Annotated in this window: 17 protein-coding genes; 10 read left to right on the forward strand and 7 right to left on the reverse strand. The window is 34.9% G+C overall.

Going from position 1 to position 22,381, the window contains the following annotated elements:
- Positions 1-4: 4 nt before the first annotated feature.
- Genes ACPX19_RS07930 through ACPX19_RS07940 form a run of 3 tightly spaced genes read right to left on the reverse strand, consistent with a single transcriptional unit; the run spans position 5 to position 1,781 of the window.
- Positions 5-898, reverse strand: a complete 894-nt coding sequence (locus ACPX19_RS07930; protein ID WP_426429471.1) for a fatty acid desaturase — start codon at positions 896-898, stop codon at positions 5-7.
- A complete protein-coding gene (locus ACPX19_RS07935) occupies positions 895-1,218 on the reverse strand; it encodes a hypothetical protein (protein WP_426429472.1) in 324 nt (107 codons plus the stop codon). The genes ACPX19_RS07930 and ACPX19_RS07935 overlap by 4 nt, the downstream gene beginning before the upstream one ends.
- Before the next feature lie 59 nt (positions 1,219-1,277).
- Positions 1,278-1,781, reverse strand: a complete 504-nt coding sequence (locus ACPX19_RS07940; RefSeq protein WP_426429473.1) for a GbsR/MarR family transcriptional regulator — start codon at positions 1,779-1,781, stop codon at positions 1,278-1,280.
- 221 nt (positions 1,782-2,002) lie between these two features.
- On the opposite strand from ACPX19_RS07940, the gene ACPX19_RS07945 reads away from it, so the two are divergent.
- A complete protein-coding gene (locus tag ACPX19_RS07945) occupies positions 2,003-2,701 on the forward strand; it encodes a T9SS type A sorting domain-containing protein (RefSeq protein ID WP_426429474.1) in 699 nt (232 codons plus the stop codon).
- A 1-nt stretch (position 2,702) separates the two neighbouring features.
- On the opposite strand, the gene ACPX19_RS07950 is transcribed toward ACPX19_RS07945, so the two are convergent.
- The 3 genes from ACPX19_RS07950 to ACPX19_RS07960 all read right to left on the reverse strand — a co-directional run bounded on the left by ACPX19_RS07950 (position 2,703) and on the right by ACPX19_RS07960 (position 6,555).
- Entirely contained in the window at positions 2,703-4,733 is a 2,031-nt protein-coding gene (locus ACPX19_RS07950) for a M3 family metallopeptidase (protein ID WP_426429475.1), read from the reverse strand.
- A gap of 184 nt (positions 4,734-4,917) precedes the next feature.
- Positions 4,918-5,397 carry a 5-(carboxyamino)imidazole ribonucleotide mutase gene (gene purE / locus ACPX19_RS07955; protein ID WP_426429476.1) on the reverse strand — a complete coding sequence of 160 codons (480 nt, stop codon included), beginning with the start codon at positions 5,395-5,397 and terminating at the stop codon, positions 4,918-4,920.
- 3 nt (positions 5,398-5,400) lie between these two features.
- A complete protein-coding gene (locus ACPX19_RS07960; RefSeq protein WP_426429477.1) occupies positions 5,401-6,555 on the reverse strand; it encodes a 5-(carboxyamino)imidazole ribonucleotide synthase in 1,155 nt (384 codons plus the stop codon).
- A 151-nt stretch (positions 6,556-6,706) separates the two neighbouring features.
- On the opposite strand from ACPX19_RS07960, the gene ACPX19_RS07965 reads away from it, so the two are divergent.
- The 5 genes from ACPX19_RS07965 (at position 6,707) to ACPX19_RS07985 (ending at position 11,026) form a co-directional block, all read left to right on the forward strand.
- Positions 6,707-7,819 carry an adenylate kinase gene (locus ACPX19_RS07965; RefSeq protein ID WP_426429478.1) on the forward strand — a complete coding sequence of 371 codons (1,113 nt, stop codon included), beginning with the start codon at positions 6,707-6,709 and terminating at the stop codon, positions 7,817-7,819.
- Positions 7,820-7,902: 83 nt separating this feature from the next.
- A complete protein-coding gene (gene obgE, locus ACPX19_RS07970) occupies positions 7,903-8,901 on the forward strand; it encodes a GTPase ObgE (protein ID WP_426429479.1) in 999 nt (332 codons plus the stop codon).
- Between the two features lie 6 nt (positions 8,902-8,907).
- Complete coding sequence (locus ACPX19_RS07975; RefSeq protein WP_426429480.1) at positions 8,908-9,621, forward strand: ion transporter; 714 nt, start codon at positions 8,908-8,910, stop codon at positions 9,619-9,621.
- A 69-nt stretch (positions 9,622-9,690) separates the two neighbouring features.
- On the forward strand, positions 9,691-10,212 hold the full coding sequence (locus tag ACPX19_RS07980; protein WP_426429481.1) for a DUF4136 domain-containing protein: 522 nt from the start codon (positions 9,691-9,693) through the stop codon (positions 10,210-10,212).
- Positions 10,213-10,297: 85 nt separating this feature from the next.
- Complete coding sequence (locus ACPX19_RS07985; RefSeq protein WP_426429482.1) at positions 10,298-11,026, forward strand: SDR family oxidoreductase; 729 nt, start codon at positions 10,298-10,300, stop codon at positions 11,024-11,026.
- Positions 11,027-11,058: 32 nt separating this feature from the next.
- On the opposite strand, the gene ACPX19_RS07990 is transcribed toward ACPX19_RS07985, so the two are convergent.
- Positions 11,059-17,448, reverse strand: coding sequence for an alpha-2-macroglobulin family protein (locus ACPX19_RS07990; protein WP_426429483.1), 6,390 nt, complete (start codon positions 17,446-17,448; stop codon positions 11,059-11,061).
- Between the two features lie 152 nt (positions 17,449-17,600).
- Between ACPX19_RS07990 and ACPX19_RS07995 the strand changes: the two genes are divergently transcribed.
- From ACPX19_RS07995 to ACPX19_RS08010, 4 genes are all read left to right on the forward strand, one after another.
- Positions 17,601-18,554, forward strand: a complete 954-nt coding sequence (locus tag ACPX19_RS07995; protein WP_426429484.1) for a tetratricopeptide repeat protein — start codon at positions 17,601-17,603, stop codon at positions 18,552-18,554.
- A gap of 117 nt (positions 18,555-18,671) precedes the next feature.
- On the forward strand, positions 18,672-19,364 hold the full coding sequence (locus ACPX19_RS08000) for a TetR/AcrR family transcriptional regulator (protein WP_426429485.1): 693 nt from the start codon (positions 18,672-18,674) through the stop codon (positions 19,362-19,364).
- Positions 19,351-21,012, forward strand: a complete 1,662-nt coding sequence (locus tag ACPX19_RS08005; RefSeq protein WP_426429486.1) for a peptidase domain-containing ABC transporter — start codon at positions 19,351-19,353, stop codon at positions 21,010-21,012. Before ACPX19_RS08000 ends, ACPX19_RS08005 begins: the two co-directional genes overlap by 14 nt.
- A gap of 11 nt (positions 21,013-21,023) precedes the next feature.
- Entirely contained in the window at positions 21,024-22,379 is a 1,356-nt protein-coding gene (locus ACPX19_RS08010; RefSeq protein WP_426429487.1) for an HlyD family secretion protein, read from the forward strand.
- The last annotated feature ends 2 nt before the right edge of the window (positions 22,380-22,381 follow it).

Raw genomic sequence — 22,381 nt, forward strand, 5'->3', positions numbered from 1 at the left:
GGTGTTATAGTTTAGGCAATCTCCAATTTGTAGAATTAAAGGCAATAGCTGTTTGTTTTAAATTTCCTTTTTGGGTTTTTACAGATGTAATTATTTTTGACTTTTTTAATAGCCACGCTATCATCCAGCCAAAATCAATTTCGTACCATCTTGAAGAGAATTTTGCTGAGGTTGGATAAGAATGATGGTTGTTGTGAAAACCCTCACCAAATGAGATAAGCCCTAATAAAATGTCATTATAGCCACTTTCATCAGCGTCTTTAATCTTATGTCTTGAATAACCGTATTTATGTGACGCATAGCCAATATACCAGTGGCCAAGAATTATGATAGTTGTACGTAAACATGTTGCAATAAGCATGCTGTTAAAATCAACAAGAAAATACAGTAGGAGCATAAAGATGATATAATGTAATTGCCATGTTTTATGCAGCCAAAGTATAGTTGAATCGTTTAAATCCTCTTCTGGAATTTGATAACGCGCTAAATCTTTTGGAATAAAAGTTAGATGAACATTCCAGTAGTAATCTGTGAACAAAGAATGTTTATATTGAAAATATCTAGGGCAATCATTTCTGTTTTGCCAATAGTCTCTAAAGTAATGCTGTTTTAACCAATTTAATGGACTTCCCAATCCTGTTAATACAAAAAGATAAAGGCTAATTTTTCTAAATGCTTTGCTTGTTTTGTAGGATTTATGAATGATGCCTCTATGTAAACCGACAGAGTGACCTATACCTACAGTTAAGAACAAGAGTAAAATGTTTAAAGCTAAATCTTGCCATTGAATTGATGAGAAATCAATAAATAAGATTGGAAATAGCATTGTGTATAACCAAAACGTTTTTCTCCATGAAAAATCAATTTTTCCAAAAGGTGTCTTTAGATTTTTGTTCATGATTTTTGAATTCTATAGGTGATATATAAATGAAAAAAAGCAATGAGCATCGGAATTATTAGATGTATGGTTATGAAGCCTGTGCTTATAATTTTTCCAAAGGCAATAACTGAAAGTATAGTTACGACTGATACTAAATAAATGTTGAAAAGAAATTTTATCTGCTTTTCAAGTTTGTTGTAATTATAAAGCATGTAAAAACTCATGAGTACCTGACCCACACCTAAAACCATCTGAAAGAGCATTCCTAAATAGAACGTTAAGTAGAGGAGAAGTGTAATTATGATTAACCATTTGTTAATGTTGTATAATCTTTTCATAATTCTATTATTTTAAAACTTTCAAAAAATATTGAAAATTAAATTTAAAAAAATATTGTCTACTTCATTAGCTTTAAAACAGACTTAGTGAACCAGTTTTGTTTTTGGTTTACTAACTTGTTCATTAACGTATCCAAATCGTCTGTTAGTTCTTTTAAAGCTTTAGTTTGTTTTATCAATTCTTGTGTTTTCTTGGTACCATCATCTTCAATAGAAGATACTTCTTCTAAAACCTTTATAACTGGTTTTATTTCTCTGCGGCTACGTTCTTTAGCAATGGTTCGTGCCAATTCTTGCACATCTTTTTCTGTTGTGAAAAATTCTTTTCGCTCACCAGATACTAATACTTTAGTTACAATTCCCCAATCTATAAGCTGCCTTAAGTTCATGCTCGTGTTACCACGGGAGATCTGAAGCTCTTCCATAATGTCTTCCATGGATAGAGGTTTAGTAGAAATAAAAAGCAAAGCCTGTATTTGAGCCATCGCCTTATTGATACCCCAAAGTGTACCTAAACTTCCCCAAGTACTAATAAACTTTTCTTTTGCTTCTTGATATTTCACTCAATTTCTATTTTAATTTCTGTAAAATTAAATTAAAAGTAGAAAGCTCGTGCAAACGTTCGTTGCTCTCACTCTCTTATTAAAAACATTTTATTATTGATTAATAAAAGTTTTTAATCTTTGTTTCATATTACAAAGATATGATAAATTTTAAACTTTCAATAATTATTGAAAGTTTATTTTGATAGAATTTACTATCTTAGATTAAAATAGCCTTAAATATGAAAACAAAACTACTATATCTAACATTACTTATGTTCGGAATAAGCCAAGCCCAAATAGAGCTTGTTCCTAATCCTTGTGATATAAATTCTGGTACTTTGACCTTAAAATATGGTGAGCTTGGAGACTATTCTGTTTTTGACCCCTTAAGTGATCCCAATTTGTATTTATACACGGGTTTGCAAATCGATGCAGATCCTTTGACATGGGATTACCATGATGATTTTTCTGATGTATCGACAATGATTCCTCTAACTTATGACTCTGGATTAGGGTATTATGTTGCTACTTTTAATCCAGCTACTAGGAACTACTTAGAAGAACCTATGTTAAACACTACTACAATCCCTTCTGGCACAGAAGTTTTTGATTGGTATTTTTTAATCACCAACTCAGATCAATCACGTCAATCGCCAGATTTAAAGGGTAGCGATTATGGTTTTGGTTCGGCACTTTTATCAATTGAAGCTTTTAATAAAACTAATGATATAAGTGTTGGTAATGGAACAATCACCTTTAACAGTGCAGCACAGTATGATATTGCAGTTTATGATGTGCTTGGTAAAAAAGTAATTGATAAAACACTTAACATTACCTCGCAAACCACTCACGATCTCCAGTTAAGAAATACAGGTGTTTATCTTATAAAAATTAGTTCTGGTAGTTACAGCCGAACCGTTAAAATGTTGAAATATTAGCCTACTTTATCAACCCAGCACGTCTCAACAATGCTTCAGGTTTTGGCTCTTGTCCTCTGAACTTTTTGTATAAGGTCATAGGGTTATCTGTACCTCCTTGCGATAAGACGTAAGTTTTAAACTTGTCAGCAATGGTTTTATTAAAAATACCTTCTTCCTTAAAGTATTCAAAAGCATCTGCATCTAAAACTTCTGCCCATTTATAGCTATAATATCCAGAAGAATAACCTCCTTGGAAAATATGCGAAAACGCAGTGCTCATGCAGTTTTCTTCCACTTCAGGATAAAGTTGTGTTTCTCCAAAAGCTTCAACCTCATGCGCTTTTGCATCCATTATTTTTGTAGGGTCTGTACCATGCCAAGCCATGTCTAACATGCCAAAGCTTAATTGGCGTAGGGTTTGCATGCCTTCGTGAAATGTTGCTGATGCCTTTATTTTTTCTATAAGATCCATAGGAATCACTTCACCAGTCTCATAATGTGTAGCAAATAACTTTAAGGTCTCTTCTTCGTAACACCAGTTTTCTAAGATTTGACTAGGTAACTCAACAAAATCCCAATATACGCTAGTTCCAGAAAGGCTAGTATAGGTGGTGTTAGCTAGCATACCATGCAATGCATGACCAAACTCATGGAACAATGTTGTGACCTCGTTAAACGTAAGTAGAGAAGGTTTTGTTTTTGTAGGCTTGGTAAAATTACAGACAATAGATACATGCGGTCTTTCATTAATACCATTTTTTATCATTTGTGGTTTGTAAGAGGTCATCCAGGCACCATTACGTTTTCCAGATCTTGGGAAAAAGTCAGCATAAAATATAGAGACCAATTCACCTTCGCTATCTGTAACCTTATAAGTTAAAACATCTTCATGGTATTTATCGATTGTGTTTATTTCTTCAAAATGAAGTCCAAATAATTTATTGGCAACAGTAAACGCACCATTAATGACATTTTCTAATTTAAAATATGGCTTTAATTGTTCATCATCTAAACTGAATAATTTTTGTTTCAATTTTTCAGAATAGTAAGCTGAATCCCATTTTTGTAACTGTTCTATGCCATCTAGTTCTTTGGCAAAAGCCGACAAGTTTTGAAATTCTTCATCTGCAGCTGGTTTTACTTTTTCTAACAGTTCGTTTAAAAAGTTGTTTACCTTTTCTGGTGTTTGTGCCATGCGCTCTTCCAAAACAAAATGAGCGTGTGTTTTGTAGCCTAAAAGTTGAGCACGTTCAAAACGAAGATTAGCGATTTTTAAAACAATAGCTTGATTGTCTAAATCGTCATTATGAAACCCTTTACTTCCAAAAGCTTTAGATAATTGTTCACGCAGCTCTCGATTGTCAGCATAGGTCATAAATGGAATATAACTGGGGTAGTCTAGTGTAATTAGCCAGCCGTCTTTGCCTTTGCCCTCAGCTAATTGTTTGGCAGCTTCTTTTGCGCCTTCAGGCAATCCTTCAACGTCGGATTCATCTGTGAGATGCATTTCAAATTTGTTGGTTTCTGCTAAAATATGCTCACCAAACTTTAGTTTTAGTTGACTTAATTCTTTATCTATGGCACGTAATTTTTGTTTTTTGTCTTCTGGAAGGTTAGCACCATTTCTCGAAAAACTTTTATATTTTTTATCTAATAACGTAGCTTGTTCTGTAGTTAATTCTATCTCAGCTTTAGAATCGAAAACCGCTTTTACACGTTTGAATAACGCTTCATTCAGCGTAATGTCGTTGCTAAACTCAGATAGTAATGGTGAAACTTCTTGAGCTATTTTTTGAATCTCGTCATTAGTTTCAGCTGAATTTAAATTGAAGAAAATACTTGATATTCTATCCAATTCTTCACCTGAATAATCCAAAGCTTCAATAGTATTCTCAAAAGTTGGTATTTCAGTATTGTTAACAATAGCTTCAATTTCAGCTTTAGCTTTTTCTATGGCTATTTTAAAAGCGGGTAAAAAATCGTCATTTTTTATTTTGGAAAAAGGGGCTGTATTATATTGAGTATCAAAATATGTATTAAGAATAGTCATTTTTATCGTCTAAATTTTCTTACGTAGATTGTTGATAATGTGAATTTTAACGGTATTTTGTGATAAGTCTATTTTCGTGTTTGATAAGTTTAATTATCTTTGCGCCATCTTTGACGAACAAGAACTTTTTGTTCTTAAGGATTGGTTAATAGCAAAGAAAGCCTTGACGAGAGTTAAGGCTTTTTTATAGGTCTTTTGCAGACGCAATAACCTTAGCTTTCAAGCCTTCTTTGTAAACCATAACTTTGTCTAAAATACATTGGTCAGAACTTCCTAAAATTTGCGCGGCTAAAATACCGGCATTTTTTGCTCCGTTTAAAGCTACAGTTGCTACAGGAACTCCACCAGGCATTTGTAAAATTGATAACACAGAATCCCAACCGTCAATAGAATTACTGCTCTTAACAGGCACTCCGATTACTGGTAATGGTGATAGTGAAGCTACCATACCTGGTAGGTGAGCTGCACCACCGGCTCCAGCTATAATTACTTTAATTCCTCTATGATGAGCATTTTTCCCGTAATCGAATAGTTTATCTGGTGTACGATGGGCTGAAACAATATCAACCTCAACCTCAATATCAAATCCCTTTAAAATATCAATAGCGTCTTGCATAACTGGCAAATCGCTTTTACTTCCCATGATAACTCCTACTTTACTCATATCTTATTCGCTTATTACTTCAATAGTTCGTTTTACGTTTTCTGCAATTTCTCTCGCCTTGTCAACATCTTTATTTACTATGGTCACATGACCCATTTTCCGGAATGGTCGTGTTTGTTTCTTACCATAAATATGAGGTGTTACACCGTCCATTGCCATAATCTCTTCAATGTTTCTATATAGTACATTACCAGTATAGCCTTCTGAACCAACCAAATTTACCATAACACCTGCAACTTTACTTTCTGTATTACCAAGGGGTAAACCCAATATACATCTCAGATGTTGCTCAAACTGGTCTGTGTAACTTGCCTCTATACTGTAATGTCCTGAGTTGTGTGGTCTTGGAGCTACTTCGTTTACCAGAATTTGATCGTCCTCAGTTTGAAACATTTCTACAGCCAATAGCCCAACATGTTCAAAAGCTGCAGCTGTTTTTAGAGCTACCAGCTCTGCTTTCTTTGCAATGTCATTAGGAATTCTTGCCGGACAAATAACATACTCGACCTGATTGGCTTCAGGGTGAAATTCCATCTCAACGACTGGATACGTTTTTAAATGGCCTTTAGTATTTCTGGCTACAATAACGGCAAGCTCATTTTTAAACGGAATTAGATGTTCTGCAATACATTCTACATTTGGTAAATCTACCAAATCTGTGTAGCGTCTCACTACTTTTACACCTTGGCCATCATACCCAAACCTAGCGCTCTTCCAAACAAAAGGATATTTTAAACCACCATTCTCAACGGCATCTTCAATTTCAGAGGTATGTGCAAATCGCGAGAAATCTGCCGTTGGAATATCATGATCGCGGTAAAATAATTTTTGAGTGGCCTTATTTTGTATAGTTCGCAAGGTTTTTGACGATGGATATACTTTTATGCCTTGCTTTTCGAGAGTTTCTAAAGCTTCTACGTTAACGTTTTCAATTTCAATAGTGAGTACATCCACTTTTTTTCCGAAATCAATAACAGTGTCATAATCTAATAAATCACCTACAAAAAACTCGTCACATGCCAGTCTTGCTGGTGCATCTTTACTTGGATCGATTATACATGTGTGGATATCGTATTTTCGTGTGTGATATAAAATCATTTTGCCTAGTTGTCCACCACCAAGAATTCCGAGTTTAAAGTTTGAAGAAAAGTAGTTCATGTTTACTTCCCTAGTATTGGGAAATTTTTTAAGATTCAACATTAATTCTCTGCAAAAATAAGCTAATTATGGCAGATACTCTTAAATTCGTAATTCAAAAAATCGGCAATCCTCAATCAATTCATTATCTTTGCATTTCTAAAATAATACCATGGTTGTTAAGCTTCACGATTTATATTTTAAGCCTTTTATAAATGCAGATGAAATTGATGTTGTTGTTCAGCGAATGGTCAACGAGATTGCTGCAGATATAGGAGATGAAATCCCTGTGTTTGTTGGGATAATGAATGGGTCGTTTATGTTTGTGAGCGACTTTGTGAAAAAATATCCAAAGCCTTGCGAAGTTACCTTCATAAAATTAGCGTCTTACGAAGGGGTTAAGTCTACTGAAGATATTCAAAGGCTTATTGGTTTGACCCAGGATTTAACAGGGAGAACAGTTGTTATTTTAGAAGATATAATAGACTCAGGGAATACACTTGAAGAAGTGCATCGCATCTTTAAAAACGAAAACGTAAAGCAACTACTTATAGCAACGTTGTTCTATAAGCCTGAAGCCTATCACAAGGATTATAAACTTCATTATGTTGGTAAAGAAATCCCGAATAAATTCATTGTAGGTTTTGGATTAGACTACAATGGATTAGGAAGAAATTTACCAGATGTATACCAATTAAAAACAACACAACACATGACAAACATCGTGCTATTTGGCCCTCCAGGAGCAGGAAAAGGAACACAAGCAAATTTTTTAAAAGAAAAATACGATTTAGTACACATCTCTACTGGAGATGTCTTTAGGTACAATATCAAAAATGAAACTGCCTTAGGTATGCTGGCAAAGTCTTACATGGATAAAGGAGAGTTGGTGCCAGATCAGGTAACGATTGATATGTTGAATAAAGAGGTAGAAAAAAATGCCCATGCTAACGGATTTATATTTGACGGTTTTCCAAGAACCAACGCTCAAGCGAAAGCATTAGATGAATTAATGGATAGTAAAGATTCTCAAATCAATGCTATGGTAGCCTTAGAAGTGGATGATGAGGTGTTAGTAGAACGTCTATTAAAAAGAGGTGAAACTAGCGGAAGAGCTGACGATGCAGACGAAAGCATTATCAGAAACCGTATTAAAGAATACTACGATAAAACAGCTATATTAAAAGATTACTATTCTGCACAAGACAAGTACTTTGGTGTTGATGGAGTAGGAAGTATAGAAGACATCACAGAACGTTTGAGTGGTGTTATTGATAAATTGTAATTGTTATTTCTGCGAAGGCAGTAATCTTATAATTATAAATTCTATTTTAATTAAAAAGATTCCCACTTTCGTGGGAAATAAACATGACTGAAGGAAATTTTGTAGACTACGTAAAAATGCACGTTGCTTCCGGAAATGGCGGCAAAGGTTCTGCGCATTTACATCGTGAAAAATATATAGCCAAAGGCGGACCTGATGGAGGGGATGGTGGTCGTGGAGGTCACGTTATCATTAGAGGTAATGAGAATTTATGGACATTATTGCATCTAAAATTTAAGCGACATGTCCGTGCTGGTCATGGAGAGCATGGTAGTTCAGGTAGAAGTACTGGAGCCGATGGTGAGGATGCTATTATTGAAGTGCCTTTAGGAACTGTAATCCGAGATACTGAAACTAACAACATATTATTTGAAATTACAGAAGCTGGAGAAGAAAAAATTGTAGCTGAAGGTGGTAAAGGTGGTCGTGGCAACTGGCATTTTAAAAGTGCTACAAATCAGACTCCACGTTACGCACAGCCAGGAATTCCTCTCGAAGAAAGAGATATTACTTTAGAGTTAAAAGTCTTAGCTGATGTGGGTTTAGTTGGCTTTCCAAATGCTGGTAAATCGACTTTACTGTCTGTGTTAACGTCTGCAAAACCTAAGATTGCCGATTACGAGTTTACAACACTTAAGCCTAATTTAGGTATTGTAAAATATCGCGATTTTCAGTCGTTTGTTATTGCTGATATTCCTGGTATTATTGAAGGTGCGGCTGAAGGGAAAGGACTGGGCTATTACTTTTTAAGACATATAGAACGTAACTCTATTTTACTATTCTTAATTCCTGCTGACGCCAAGGATGTCGTTGATCAATATGAAATTTTAGTAGATGAATTGAGACGCTACAATCCTGAAATGTTAGATAAAGACCGTTTTGTATGCATTTCAAAATCAGACATGTTAGACGAGGAATTAAAATCTGAAATGGCTGATATTTTGGATAAAGATTTAGAATGCGATTATATGTTTATTTCTTCTGTGGCTCAACAAGGGCTCACAGAACTTAAGGATAAACTTTGGAAAATGCTGAATTCATAATCATTTATGAAACAAACCATTAAAAACATTGTAGAATATAACGACAATAAGCTCAGCAAGAGTTTTGCATTCTTTATTCAGTTTTTAATTGTACTGTCTGTTATCACATTTTCGATTGAAACACTACCTAATTTAAAACCGCAAACCAAAACGATTCTTAATTCTATCGAGATATTTTGTGTAGTGGTTTTTACTGCAGAGTATTTAGCTAGAATTTATGTAGCAGACAACAAGCCAAAATTCATTTTTAGTTTTTTTGGGCTCATCGATTTGTTTGCCATCTTACCGTTTTACTTGTCATTTGGTTTAGATCTTCGCTCTCTCAGAGTATTGAGGATGTTTAGATTATTTAGACTTTTAAAATTGGTAAGATACAACAGAGCGATGCGACATTTTGCCAAAGCCATGCTATTGGCAAAAGAGCAAATAATTCTCTTTATGGGAGTCACTTTGGTACTTATTTATTTTGCAGCAATAGGCATTTACTATTTTGAAAACGAGGCGCAACCAGAGCATTTTTCTTCCATTTTCGATAGCCTTTGGTGGTCTATTGTTACTTTGACAACTGTAGGTTATGGAGATGTGTATCCGATAACGGTTGGTGGTAGAGTTTTCACATTCTTTATACTTTTAATAGGTTTAGGTATTGTGGCCATACCAACCGGAATTATTTCTTCTTCGCTTACAAAAGTTGTTGAGCCAGATTCTGAGGAGGAATAGTTAAAATTTTCCTACTGTTTTTACGATAGCTATACTTCATCTATTTTTTAAGTATCTTTAAAATAAAAAATGAAGACTATAAAATATCTATTCTTACTTCTTTTGGTGTCGTCTTGTGGCACTGTGGTGAATTACGATTACGAAAAATCTACCGACTTTACCCAATATAAAACCTACGATTATTTCAGTGACATGCAAACTGGATTAAGCCAGTTAGATACTAAGCGTATCATACGCTCTATAGATGCAAAATTGGCAACTATGGGAATGACACGCTCAGAAAATCCAGATTTTTATATTGATATACAAAGTGAAGATGTAATGAACAGAAATAACTCTACCGTTGGCGTTGGTGCAGGAGGTGGAGGCGGAGGCGGTTTTGGTGGTGTCTCTGTAGGAATTCCTATTGGTGGCAACCAAAGTACACGACAAATCACGATTGATTTTGTAGATAAAAAACAAAATGAGCGTTTGTTTTGGCAGGCGGTTAGCGAGAGTAATTATAGAGATAATGCTTCTCCCGAACAACGTGAGGCTTATTTTGATGCACTCATAGAAAAGATTTTCTCCAAGTATCCACCAAAGAAATAAACTTTATCATTTTCCTAACACTTTAAACTTCATCTTGGTTAATCGGTTTTGTAATTTTGATTGGATTCAAAAGAACAACAAAACGATGAACAATTTACAGGGCAAAGTCGCTCTTATAACAGGTGGAACAAAAGGTATTGGTTATGGAATTGCAGAGGCATTATTCAATCAAGGTTTTAAAGTTGCCATTACGAGCAGAACTAAACAAGCCGCAGAAGACAAGGCAAAAGAATTAGCTTCTAAAATAAATTCTGAAAACGCAGTAATCGGACTTGAAGCTGATGTCAGACATTTAGATAGCCAAGAAAGGGCAGTAAAAGCAACACTTGATGCTTTTGGTCAACTGGACTTGGTTGTTGCCAATGCAGGATTGGGGCATTTTGGGAGTATTGAAGATTTGACAGTAGAACAATGGAATGCTGTTATAGACACCAATTTAACAGGCGTTTTTAATTCAATAAAAGCCAGTGTAGAGGCGCTAAAAAAATCCAAAGGCTATTATATTACCATTTCAAGTTTAGCAGGAACCAATTTCTTTGCAGGTGGTTCTGCTTATAACGCTAGTAAATTTGGTGTTACTGGCTTTACCCAAGCAGTAATGTTAGACTTGCGTAAATATGGTATAAAGGTTAGTACTATTATGCCAGGTTCAGTATCAACATATTTTAATGGCAATGAGCCAAGTGAAGCTGGTGCTTGGAAAATTCAGATAGAAGATATAGGTGAATTGGTTGTCGATTTATTAAAAATGAATCCAAGAACTCTACCAAGTAAAATTGAGGTAAGACCAACCACACCACCAAGCAGCAAATAAGATTAAGAAGCTTCCATTCCGGAAGCTTTTTTTTATTCTACAGTTATTCTCACGCCTTCACTATGGCTGCTAAACTCAGGCGCATACATTGACTGAATGGTACTAATGCCGTTACTCATATTACCAGCATTATTGATACGTAAATCATATTCAAACACATAAAGGCCTTTTGGTAAATAATCCATAAAGAAATTAGTCGCTGCATCTTTAGTACTTTCATAGTAGCCTAAGCCATCTTGCCATTTGTATTGCGATAACACGTTGATAGGCTCAAAACCTGCAGCACGCATATCTTTTAGGTGTACAAATTCCATGTCTCTGTCTGAACGTAACTCAATACGTACGCGAACCAAATCACCAACGTTTAGTTTAGTGTCTTTTGTAATTTCTGAAATTTCTTCTCCTTTATCAGTATTCGATTTTAAGAAGAGTTTTTTACTCAATTTTAAAGGTGTTTCTGCTGAAGTAATTTTATCCAAGTCTTCAAAATATTGCCAGTAAAGTGCTCCCCAAGCAATACCATCTCCCTTTTTAGAAATAGTAACATTGGCTTGTTCTGCTGTAATTTCTTTGCCAGTCCAAGAGGTTTTATAGTAACCTGTTCCTGCTTCAACTTTTACATTGTCTAATGTTGAAGGGTTTATAGTTTCGTTACCGACTTTTACATCAACCATTTCAGTGACATCTAACCAAGAACTACCTTGAAGCAATAAGGCATAAACAGCTTCTGTGGTTGCTTTGGTGGTTTCCCACTTATTGGTTTGCTTGTTTTTTAGTAACCAGATTTTTAGATTGTCGATATCTTCAAGATTTTTCATTTCACTCTGAATTAAAGTTCCAACTTCTGAAAAAGCTTCAATTAAAAGTGCTTGAGTTTCAATTGGTGCTTGGTGCCAGTGCCAAGAACTTGTATTGGCTTTCCAGTACATGCCCAATTCGTCTGAGGTAATGCTGTTTTCATTTAGTGATTTTAAAATCTTTCCTGCTGTGGTGTCATCATTCATTCTGTGAAGCGTCAAGGTCATTAAACCTTTAGCATATAACGAACGTTTTAACCAATACTTCTGCATCTGTGATTTGTAGTAGTCCATTATAGTTTCTACTTCTTTTGAAGCTTTTACTTCAGAGTAAAAACTACGTACATACATATAGTGCAGTTGCGTGTAAGACAAATGGTCTTTACTTAAATCAGCATCCTTATTATACTTTTTAATGTCTTTGTATTCTTTTACGAATTCAGCATCTAGGTATTGAATGGCGTTTTGAATCATAGTTGTTTCGCTGTCGCTTTGAATAACATTGAGTTGCTTTAAATGCCCAAACCCAGAAATGATATGTTGTGTTATAAAACGATTAGCATAGCCACCATTAAACCAAGGCCAAGCACCAGATGGTAATTGGTTTTGCTTCAGTTTTCGTAGGGCTGAATTGAGCTCGTTATTCATTTTATTAAGATCGAATAATAAACCGATACGCTTTTTCTGTTCAGCTTCGGATTGTGCATCACGTAACCAAGGTGTTTCTTGAATTAAAAGTGATTTCAACTCTTGATTTTTCTCAAGGTTAGAAAGTAATGCATCTGAGGATTTCCATTGATTGAAAACCGCTTCAATCTTAGGGTTAGAGCTTACAATATGCTGTGCCAAGGCATTGGCATAATATCTAGAAAACGTCTGCTCGTTACAATCGTATGGATATTCCATTAAATATGGTAAAGCCTGTACAGCATACCAAGCAGGATTAGACGTCATCTCTAAAGTTAACTTATGGTTGGTCAACGTTGTTGAGGTGTTGACTTTTAGTTTGTCTAACGTAAACGTCTTCGTTTCGTTTGAACGTATCCACATTGGTAATGTCTCTGTGACTAACATTCTGTTGGATAGCACAGGTAAAGCGTTTTGCTCTCCATCGCTAAAATCAACTGCTTTTGCAATAATTTGGTATTGTACAGCTTGCAAGCCTTCAGGAATGTTTAGTTTCCAAGACACTTGGGTGTTGCCATTTGCATCAACTGAAAAATTCTGGGCACTGAGCGTAGTCGAAGTGCCATTGTCGTTTCGGCTCACTTCGACTTCGCTCAGTGACCGATGCTTAACTACCAATTTATTTGAAATATCACTGCCTGTTATTGCATCTGTTAACACTAAAGTAGCTATACCAGACAATTCCTTCTCAGTAAGATTGGCAATTTTTGTACTAATGGTAATTTGGTCACCTTCTCGTAAAAAACGTGGTGCATTTGGGATTACCATTAATTCTTTTTGAGTCACCGTTTCTAGTTGCTTTACTGAGCTTTCCAAAGTTTTGGTATGTGCCAATAATTGCAATTTCCATTTGGTCAACGCTTCTGGTGCTTTAAAGTTAAAACTTACATTACCGTCTTCATCAGTTTGTAATTGTGGAAAGAAAAAAGCGGTTTCGTTGAGGTTTTTGCGGATTTGGATACTGTCTGAATTTCCTAAATCATTTGTTTGTGTTGCTTCTGGAGGTGGAGGAGCAATTGACTCATTTTCATCATCAACTCCATCTGCATCTGCTATAGCAGCATTGCCAGCTAATACTTTCTTTGTTTTGGTTGCATATCCAGCAACCACTACTTCTTCTAGCGAACCATCTTCATACATGTATATATCGTAGAAATTATCATCAGAAATAATAAAACTTAATGTTTTCATACCTATGTAACTAATTGATATGGTCTCACCCTTTTTTGCTTTGATTTTAAATTTACCATCAAAATCTGTTTGAGTTCCATCACCACTTTTTAATACTACACTAGCACCAGGCAAAGGTAGACCGTCAGAAGCTGTCACAACAGTGCCTTCTATGAAGTTATTTCCAATACTAGTGTTTATCTTAGATACATAATAAGAAGGTTCATTGGCATATTTATTTCGTAAATATTGTTGTCTCAAATAATGATGAGAGCCGTCAAAACTAAATCCATACCAATTTAATTGGTCATAACTTTGCACAGCATAAGCTACAGGGTAATTAAAACGGTTAAACAATCTAAAATTAGTCGTGCCAAAACTGCGTCCACCGCTTTTATTTATTCTACTATAGTAGTATGGTTGCTGTATAGGATTGAAACTCCAGTTGTGTCCTCTAAATTCATCTAAAGAGGCATCGTACATGCTTGCTAAAAGTTCAGCAGAGACTTTATCTCCTTTTGGACCTTTAATTTTAAAACTCCAGGTTTCGTCTTGTCCTGGTTGTAGCTTGTCTCTAAACGTAGTGGTTTCAATCTCTAAATCGGTTTTAGGATAAGGGACATTAATGCTAAAACTTTGAGAAACATAACTGTTGTAAGCGGCAAAACTGGTGTGGACTTCAAAACCACCTAAATCGTCTTCTAAAACAGGAATACTAATGGTTTGTTTAGAGTTGTTCAATTTTACCAACTGTGTTACAATAATCTCGTTGTCTTTTTCAACTTCTACAGTCACTGTGATGTCATTCGCCGCTGAGCCCATAGTGAGTATTGCAACATCACCAGCCTTGTAACTCTCTTTATCTAAAGACGCTTCAAAAAGTTGATTGTCTGCAACGGTCTTATCTTTATCACTAAATAGGTTTGTATAGGCTTCAGCTTTTACGTCTTCTCCAAATTTGTCTTTGCTTTCTGCAATAATAATGTACTGACCAGAGTTCCATTTTTTTAGTTTTTTGAGCGTGATGGTCTTTTCTTTTTCAGTATCGAAATCTGTTGAGAAAACTTCCTCGCCTTTATCCCAATTGGTGGATAAATGTTCGTCATTGTATGGATCGTGAGGAAATAAACGTTTAAATTCTTCCTTTGAAATTACCTGAAAATCTGGTGCATTCCAAGGTCTGGCTCTCAGAATAGCATCAGGTGACTTTAGTTTAAAGACCATTAAGGTCCCTTGGGCAGGAACAAACTCTCCATTAAGGTTTTGGGAGTTTAAAGTGAGTTCTACTTCCTTTTTAGTTTTGTCAATCTGGTTTGATGCAGAAACCTGCAAAGTCATGGCATGGTAACCAACATTGACGACCGTTGCCGTAGAACGTGTTTCTCCATTAATATCTGTAACATCAGCAGTGACTTCATATTTAAACACAGGTAGATTATCTTTAGAAACACTTTCGTCTGGTAGGGCTTTAAATGTAATTTCGAATTCACCTTTTCCGTTTGTTGTGCTTTCTCCAAAAGTGATTTCTTGTGCTTCAGAACTGTAATAACCTGGTCGTCTCCAATACCACCAACTCGGATATTGTACTTGGCGTTTCACGCGATATACTACTTTAGCATCTGTAATATTACTACCTGCAAAAGCAACGGCCTTTCCTTTTACAGTAATACTGTCATTAACCTTAAAAGTTTCAGTAATAGGTTGAAATTCTGGTTTAAACTTTGGACGTTTGTATTCTTCAACAGAGAAGTACGTGAAGCCTTTTCTGCCACAAACCATTTCTATCGTAAAGTTTCCTGTAAGGCCATCATTTGGTAAAATAAATTCACCAGCAACAGAACCATATTCGTTGGTTTTAAGTTCCAGTTCTTTAACAATCTCACCATTTACGTTTCTAAGCGTTACGGTCGCTTTTTCTTTGTCATAAACTTCGGTTTTGTCGTTTTTGGTTGCTGTGGCTATACCTTTAAAATAGACGGTTTGCCCTGGTCTATAGATACTTCGGTCCGTAAACAAAAAGACATTGTATTGTGTGTCATTATTTTTGTGAGGTTTGTATGATCTGGAAATGTAATAGTCTCCAAAAAAAGCGATATCATCTTTATAATCTGCTCTTATTTCTACTTCTCTGTAGTAGTTGCCATCCTTTTTAAAGTTGAATTTTCCATATATATCAGTCGATAGCATTTTAGAAAATAATTTATCTCTGTTGTTTCTATAAGTCATGTTAATTACAGCATCGACGATAGGTAAACCATTAGTTCTATTAATAAGTTGATAGTGGACTACATCGTTTTGTACGCTTTCAAGCAATGCCATATTGGTAACTTGTAAGTGGGTTACTGCAAACACATTGTCTTTGTTGGTGTCTGCTTTAATGAGGTAAAACCCGTTCGTTAATTTTGGTATAACAATTTCAGTGCTGTGTTCTTGATAATCACCTTCAGATTTTAGGTTACTTGTAAACGAGTGAAGCGGCTTTAATTTATTGAAAAACTTTAACCTATCTTCTGCATTGTTTGATAGATTGAAGGTTTCGAGCTGGTTGATATCAATTTTATAAATACTGAAATCTAGGCTTGAAAGATTCTTATAAGTTACTAAAATTCGTGAAGTGGAATTGATTGGTAAAAATTCCTCAGCCTCTAATCTTAAGCTTGATTGAAGGATTTGCTGTTTTAGCACTTCGCATTGTTTGGCGCCTTCACTTTCAGGATATTTTGAAATTACGGAGTTGCATAGTTCTAAGGTTTCTTTAAGTTTCCAACGGTATTCATCAGAATCATTATTATGATTATACTGACTTCCAAGTTCGCGATAGGTTTTTGCTATTTCAAAATTGTACAGTGCTGAAAGTGGCGAATCCTGTAATTGATTCGCTTTTTCTTTTAACGAATTAAGCAGTGCCTCTTTTTTGTTGTTGAACGTTGCGTGTTGCGCAACATAATTCAATCGTTCGATATCTATAGCAACAAAAGCTTTTGAAACTTGATTGCTTCGATGGAATTTGGTTAGGTTTTGGTAAATTTTGAGTGCATGTACTTGAAGAGATAAACTATCTTTCGAAGCGATTTTTAAGTTGATGAAATGCTCGCTATCTGCTATAAAAATTTCGTCTTCTATTTTGAATTTATAAGATGGCTGCGTAATACTGTTTTCAGTGGTTTTATAAAACAGAAGCGCATTATGACACAACAAATCATACAAGGTTGGTCTGTAAATTTTAGAGTCTTTAGCCTCGTTTAAAAGTGCGCTATAATTTTCTAAAGACTCTTGTTGAAGCAATAAGCCATTTTCTAAAGAGCGTTGGTAATACACATTAATTTCATTGAACAAGGTTTCTAAATCCCAAGTTCTAAAATCATCGCTAACCTTTGCATCTGTTTTTGTCCTATCGTAAAATTTATAGCGGTTTTGCTGAAAATATTGCCAATACATTGTTGCTAGCATATTTTCCAATAGATGCTTTGTTGGTATATCTTTTGAGGTTTCAATTTCAGATTTAAACAGATTGACGATATTGAGTTGTGCCTCTTCTTCAAGAATCAACATGTACTTGCTTTTGTGTAGCAGTGCTTTTATCTGTTGCTGTTTGTTTTTTGATGCTTTTGCGTCTTTGTAAATCGTATCAACAAGTTCAGCGGCACTTTTAGTTAAACCTTCATTTTCAAGTTGTATGACCTTTTTCCATTGGTCGTCAAAACTGTTTTGGGCTTGAGAAAAAGTGGCAAAGCAAATGAGCATTAGTATGGATATATAGTTTTTCATGAGTATTCGAATTTTCTACAAAATACCTTCAAAAGGTATTCCAAAAAAGCTAAAAAGGGTAAAGCTATATTTTTAATGAGTTAAGTTAAACAATTTGCCAGTGAACACGAACGTTATTAAATTGTATTTTTGTAAAAAATTGTCTCTAACGTATGAAGAAATTTCTTTGGATTTTTTTTGTGTCAGCATTTTGTTTTTCTCAAACTTCGAAAGAGAAAGCCAAAACATACCTATCTGAAAAAGACTATAAAAAAGCACAACAGGAATTAACCACTTTTCTGGAATCAAATCCAAGTGATATAGAAGCTATAGAACTGTTGGGCGATGCTTATGGCTACCAAAAAAAATGGGACAATGCGATAGAACAGTACGAAAAATTAAAAGACAATTATCCCAATAATGCCAATTATCACTACAAATATGGTGGAGCTTTAGGAATGAAGGCTTTAAGCGTAAGTAAATTAAAAGCACTTGGAATTATTGGTGATGTTAAAAGTGCATTTTTAAAGGCTGCAGAATTAGATTCAAAACATATTGATACGCGTTGGGCATTGGTAGAGTTATATGTGTCCCTTCCAGGAATTGTCGGTGGCAGCACCTCTAAAGCTTTGAAGTATGCAAATGAATTAGAAAATCTTTCTAAAGTAGATGGCTATTTGGCAAAAGGTTATGTATATGAGTATGATGATGAGCCTGAACTTGCCGAAAAGTATTACAAATTGGCTATTGAGGTTGGAGGCTCCGTGACATGCTATGAAAAACTAACCAATTTTTATGAGTCTCAAAATAAGCCAGATAAAGCTATAGATAATATTGAAAAGGCACATGGTAAACACCAACGCAATGCTATGCATTATCAGATAGGCAAAGTATGTGCAGATTATAATATTCAATTAGAAAAAGGCGAAAAATGCCTTAAAGCTTACCTAGCCAATCATTCTGCAAAAGATGGTGTGCCAAAAGCATGGGCTTACTATCGTTTGGCTCAAATATACAAGCACAAGAATGATAAAACAGAGGCTTTAAAGTGGATAGACAAAGCTATTGCTGGTTTGCCAGATATTCAAGTTTTTCAAGAAGAGAAAGCTAAGATTTCCGAGCTTTAGTTCAATTTGCATTAACAATACTTATAGCAACTATTAAAAATATTAATAGCTTAAATATTTGTTAAATTCGCAAAAACGATAGTATTACTATTATATTTGCAAATAAATATTTTAAGTATGATAAATTTACTGTCAAATTTAAAGATTGCTGTTCCAGACAAGATTTTTATCAAAGATCCTGAATCTTCTGATTTAGGCAAGCGCATCATAGAACATAGCATTTTACTCATAGATGAGATAGGCTTTGATAGTTTTACATTTAAAAAACTTGGAACTAAGATTGGTTCTAATGAGAGTTCTATTTACCGCTATTTTGAGAGTAAACACAAATTACTAGTGTACTTAACCTCATGGTATTGGGCTTGGATAGAATATCAAATGGTATTTGCCACCCACAATGTTCCTGATGCTCAGGAGCGTTTATTTAAAGCTATTGAAGTTATTACACAAACCATAAAAGAGGATGTTACGATTACGCATATTAACGAAGTGATTTTAAATAGAATTATCATTAACGAATACTCGAAGTCCTACTTAACAAAAGAGGTGGATAGTGAAAATAAGGAAGGGTATTTTGTGGCATATAAGCGGGTTGTAAAACGTCTAAGTGAAATTATAAATTCCGTAAATTCAAATTATCAATTTCCCTCTAGTTTAGCAAGTACTATAGTTGAAGGTGCTTTACATCAACATTATTTAAAGGCGCATTTTAGTTCAATAACAGACTGTGGAAAAGATGTTACGCCGACTGAATTTTTTATCAATCTAACACTAAACGTATTAAAGTCTTCATCAAATGAATCAGAATAAACCACTTTTAACTCCTTGGCAACGTTTTGTTGGAATTTTAAGACTCGAGAAAAAAGATTTGTTACAGGTAATTTACTATGCCGTTTTTTCAGGTCTTATAAGTTTGACTTTACCTCTTGGAATACAAGCGATTATTAATTTAATACAAGGTGCACAAGTTAGCACATCATGGATTGTATTGGTTGTTTTGGTCACTGTAGGTGTAGTGTTTGTTGGTGTGCTTCAACTGATGCAAATGCGTATTATAGAAACTGTTCAACAACGTATTTTTATGCGTGCTTCGTTTGAGTTTACCTACAGGTTCCCGAAAATAAAAATGAATGAATTACGTAACTATTATCCGCCAGAATTAGCAAATCGCTTTTTTGATGTCTTAACCGTTCAAAAGGGATTAGCAAAGTTGTTAATAGATGTGCCTGCAGCAGTATTACAAATTGTCTTTGCATTAATTTTATTATCGTTTTATCATCCGTTTTTCATTGCTTTTGGTCTGTTGCTTGTCATTTTAATTTACGTAGTATTTAAGTTCACCATACAGAAAGGTATGGAGACTAGTTTAAAGGAATCTAAGAAAAAATACATGGTTGCGCATTGGATACAAGAGGTTGCAAGAGCCATTACAAGTTTCAAGATTTCAGGACGGACATCACTGGCTTTAGATAAAAATGATAAGTTAGTAGATGGCTATTTAGAAGCCAGAGAAAGTCACTTTAGAATTTTAGTTATCCAGTTTATACAGATGATTGGATTCAAGGTAGTTGTTACTGCTGGGTTGCTTTTAATAGGTGGACTTTTAGTATTGACCCAAGAAATGAATATTGGCCAGTTTGTTGCTGCTGAAATCATTATTTTATTGGTTATAGCTTCGGTAGAAAAATTGATCTTAGGTTTAGAGTCCTTCTATGATGTTTTGACCTCATTAGAAAAAATGGGTCAGGTAGTCGACAAAAAACTAGAATCGCAAGAGGGTATAGAGGTAGATAGTGCAGATAGTTTTAAAATAGAGTTAGATAAGGTTACTTACAAAGTGCCCGGTAGGTCAATGCCAATTTTAAATAACATTAGCATGATCATAAATCCGTCCAGTAGAATATTAGTGCAAGGACCGAGTGGATCTGGTAAATCTAGTTTATTGCGAATGATTTCTGGAATTATTCAACCTAGCGATGGAAGAATTTTTGTTAATGATGAATCGCTCCAGAATATTCAAATTAATAATTACAGAGCTTGCTTAGGCTTATCATTGGCGGATGAGACACCTTTTGAAGGCAGTATAAGAGATAATCTTACTTTAACAAATAAAGATATTACCGATGAGGAAATTAAAAATGCTATCGAAATAGTTGGTCTTAAGGATTATTTGAAGCAAACTGAAAAAGGACTCGAAACCATTATATATCCTGAAGGAAAGCAGATATCATTTACAGTAGGTAAAAAGATAATTTTAGCTAGAGCCATACTTAAAAAACCAAAAGTGTTGGTTCTTGAAGAGCCCTTAGAACATTTTGAAGCCACTGAAGCTAAACGAATTATTAAAGCGCTAACTGCACCAGAAAATCCTTGGGCAATTATCGTAGCGAGCTTCAATACTGATTGGAGAGGTGGCTGTACCGATGTAATTAATTTAAATAATGGTGAAATTATCTAAAACAAAATGCTATGTTGAACATTTCAAAAAATCCATTAAATAAAACAGTCGATTTATCTACTTACAGCTCAAGTAAGCGTGTTTTTGATAAATCTTATTACAAATATTTCAATAGATTTCTAGCAGTTTTTGCAATTATTGGAGTCATCATATTGTTTTTGCCATGGACACAGAATATCACAGGTAGAGGTAACGTTACCACTTTAACACCAGATCAGAGACCACAAACCATACAATCCCAAATTCCTGGCAGAATAGAGAAGTGGTTTGTTAATGAAGGTGACCATGTTAAAAAAGGAGATACCATAATGCAAATTTCCGAAGTTAAAAGTGAATATTTTGATCCAAATTTAGTAGAACGTACTGCGCAACAGCGCGATGCTAAGGCTTTTTCTGCAAAATCCTATGAGGAAAAAGCACGCTCTGAAGATGTACGAATAGGTGCGCTTTTAAACGAAAGAAAACTAAAGCTAGAACAAGCTCAAAATAAGCTTTTACAAGCACATTACAAAGTTGAAGCAGATAGTATAGATCTCGAGGCAGCCAAAACTAATCTTAGAATTGCCCAAACCAAATACAATCGTGCAGATACACTTTATCAAGACGGTTTTACGGCCTTGAAAAATGTAGAAGACGCAGGGTTAAAATTGCAAGAGACACAAGCCAAATTGGTGTCGCAAAAAAATAAACTCTTAGAAAGTAAAACCGAAGTCATTAATGCTAGGCTCGAGATTAACAGAGTAACACAAGAATTTGCGGATAAGATATCTAAAGCTCAGAGCGAAAAATTCTCAGCAAAATCAAATCAGTTTAGTACTGAAGCAGAAGTGCAAAAATTAGAAAACCAGTATTCAAATTATAAAATTAGAAATAGCTTATTATATGTTACAGCACCATATGATGGTTTTATTAATAAAGCCTTGCGTGGTGGAGTAGGTGTGACGTTTAAAGAAGGTGAAGAGTTGGTAGGTATCATACCAGACAATATAGATTTAGCCGTAGAGACCTTTGTAGAGCCTATAGATTTACCGTTGATACATAAAGGTGAAAAAGTTCGTGTACAGTTCGATGGCTGGCCTGCTATTGTCTTTAGTGGATGGCCAAACGTTTCCTACGGTACGTATGGTGCCGAAGTGGTTGCTGTAGAACGCTTTATTAGCAATAATGGTAAGTTTAGGGTTTTATTAAAGCCTGATCCGGAAGACCATCCTTGGCCTCAAGATGTACGTGCAGGCTCAGGAGCATTCACAATGGCGTTATTAGACGATGTGCCTATTTGGTTTGAGTTATGGAGGCAACTTAATGGTTTTCCTCCTAATTATTATCAACCATTAGATGGTGGTAAAGCAACAAAAGCTAAAAAGTAAAA

This window comes from Winogradskyella sp. HB-48 (genome assembly GCF_049942685.1).
Taxonomy (GTDB): Bacteria; Bacteroidota; Bacteroidia; order Flavobacteriales; family Flavobacteriaceae; genus Winogradskyella.

Excerpts from the sequence above, each read along its gene's own strand:
- ACPX19_RS07980 (WP_426429481.1), top strand. The coding sequence starts at position 9,691 with ATGAAGACTATAAAATATCTATTCTTACTTCTTTTGGTGTCGTCTTGT.
- ACPX19_RS07935 (WP_426429472.1), bottom strand. The coding sequence starts at position 1,218 with ATGAAAAGATTATACAACATTAACAAATGGTTAATCATAATTACACTT.
- ACPX19_RS07965 (WP_426429478.1), top strand. The coding sequence starts at position 6,707 with ATGGTTGTTAAGCTTCACGATTTATATTTTAAGCCTTTTATAAATGCA.
- ACPX19_RS08010 (WP_426429487.1), top strand. The coding sequence starts at position 21,024 with ATGTTGAACATTTCAAAAAATCCATTAAATAAAACAGTCGATTTATCT.
- ACPX19_RS07960 (WP_426429477.1), bottom strand. The coding sequence starts at position 6,555 with ATGAACTACTTTTCTTCAAACTTTAAACTCGGAATTCTTGGTGGTGGA.
- ACPX19_RS07930 (WP_426429471.1), bottom strand. The coding sequence starts at position 898 with ATGAACAAAAATCTAAAGACACCTTTTGGAAAAATTGATTTTTCATGG.
- ACPX19_RS07975 (WP_426429480.1), top strand. The coding sequence starts at position 8,908 with ATGAAACAAACCATTAAAAACATTGTAGAATATAACGACAATAAGCTC.
- ACPX19_RS08005 (WP_426429486.1), top strand. The coding sequence starts at position 19,351 with ATGAATCAGAATAAACCACTTTTAACTCCTTGGCAACGTTTTGTTGGA.
- ACPX19_RS07950 (WP_426429475.1), bottom strand. The coding sequence starts at position 4,733 with ATGACTATTCTTAATACATATTTTGATACTCAATATAATACAGCCCCT.
- obgE (WP_426429479.1), top strand. The coding sequence starts at position 7,903 with ATGACTGAAGGAAATTTTGTAGACTACGTAAAAATGCACGTTGCTTCC.
- ACPX19_RS07995 (WP_426429484.1), top strand. The coding sequence starts at position 17,601 with ATGAAGAAATTTCTTTGGATTTTTTTTGTGTCAGCATTTTGTTTTTCT.
- purE (WP_426429476.1), bottom strand. The coding sequence starts at position 5,397 with ATGAGTAAAGTAGGAGTTATCATGGGAAGTAAAAGCGATTTGCCAGTT.
- ACPX19_RS07945 (WP_426429474.1), top strand. The coding sequence starts at position 2,003 with ATGAAAACAAAACTACTATATCTAACATTACTTATGTTCGGAATAAGC.
- ACPX19_RS08000 (WP_426429485.1), top strand. The coding sequence starts at position 18,672 with ATGATAAATTTACTGTCAAATTTAAAGATTGCTGTTCCAGACAAGATT.
- ACPX19_RS07990 (WP_426429483.1), bottom strand. The coding sequence starts at position 17,448 with ATGAAAAACTATATATCCATACTAATGCTCATTTGCTTTGCCACTTTT.
- ACPX19_RS07985 (WP_426429482.1), top strand. The coding sequence starts at position 10,298 with ATGAACAATTTACAGGGCAAAGTCGCTCTTATAACAGGTGGAACAAAA.